Annotated in this window: 1 protein-coding gene; it reads right to left on the bottom strand. The window is 65.7% G+C overall.

What is annotated here, in order from left to right; genetic code table 11:
* On the bottom strand, nucleotides 1–799 hold a 799-nt coding region (locus DAI20_RS19315; protein ID WP_497802633.1), incomplete at both ends, for a carboxyl transferase domain-containing protein.

The raw sequence follows: 799 nt of genomic DNA, 5'->3' as shown, positions 1-799 counted from the left end.
GGCGTAGTACGGATGGCCCTGCTGCTCGAACTGGTCGCGGATAGGTGCCTTGAATGCATCTTCCTCCACTGCCGGCCACTGGCCGCCCTTGGCTTCGATGCCATCGCGCTTGACCGTGGCCAGCACGCTGGCGGCCTGTTCGCCGCCCATCACGCCGATGCGAGCGTTCGGCCACATCCACAGGAAATTGGGCGAATAGGCGCGGCCGCACATACCGTAATTGCCGGCACCGAACGAGCCGCCGATCACCACGGTGAACTTGGGCACCTTGGCACAGGCCACGGCCATCACCAGCTTGGCGCCGTCCTTTGCGATGCCGCCCTGTTCGTACTTGCGGCCGACCATGAAGCCGGTGATGTTCTGCAGGAACACCAGCGGGATGTTGCGCTGGGTGCACAGCTCGATGAAGTGCGCCCCCTTCAGTGCCGACTCGGAGAACAGGATGCCGTTGTTGGCGATGATGCCGATCGGGTAGCCGTTCAGATGCGCGAAGCCGGTCACCAGCGTTGCGCCGTAGCGCGGCTTGAACTCATCGAAGCGCGAGCCATCGACCAGCCGCGCGATCACTTCGCGCACGTCGTAGGGCTTGCGCGTATCGGCGGGGATCACCCCATACAGGTCATGCGCCGGCAGCAGCGGTTCCTCGGGCGCCTGCACCGCCATCGCCGGCTCCGGCTTGCGCCAGTTCAACTGCGCGATGATCGCGCGCACCCGTGCCAGTGCCTGCAGATCGTTGTCGGCCATGTGGTCGGCCACGCCGGAGATGCGAGTGTGCACATCGGCGCCGCCCAGCTCCTCG

Origin of the sequence: Planctomonas deserti, from assembly GCF_003067705.1 — a bacterium.
In the GTDB taxonomy this organism is placed as follows: domain Bacteria; phylum Actinomycetota; class Actinomycetes; order Actinomycetales; family Microbacteriaceae; genus Planctomonas; species Planctomonas deserti.
The sequence above is the reverse complement of the archived record's forward strand: the minus strand, read 5'-3'. Positions and strand labels throughout refer to the sequence as shown.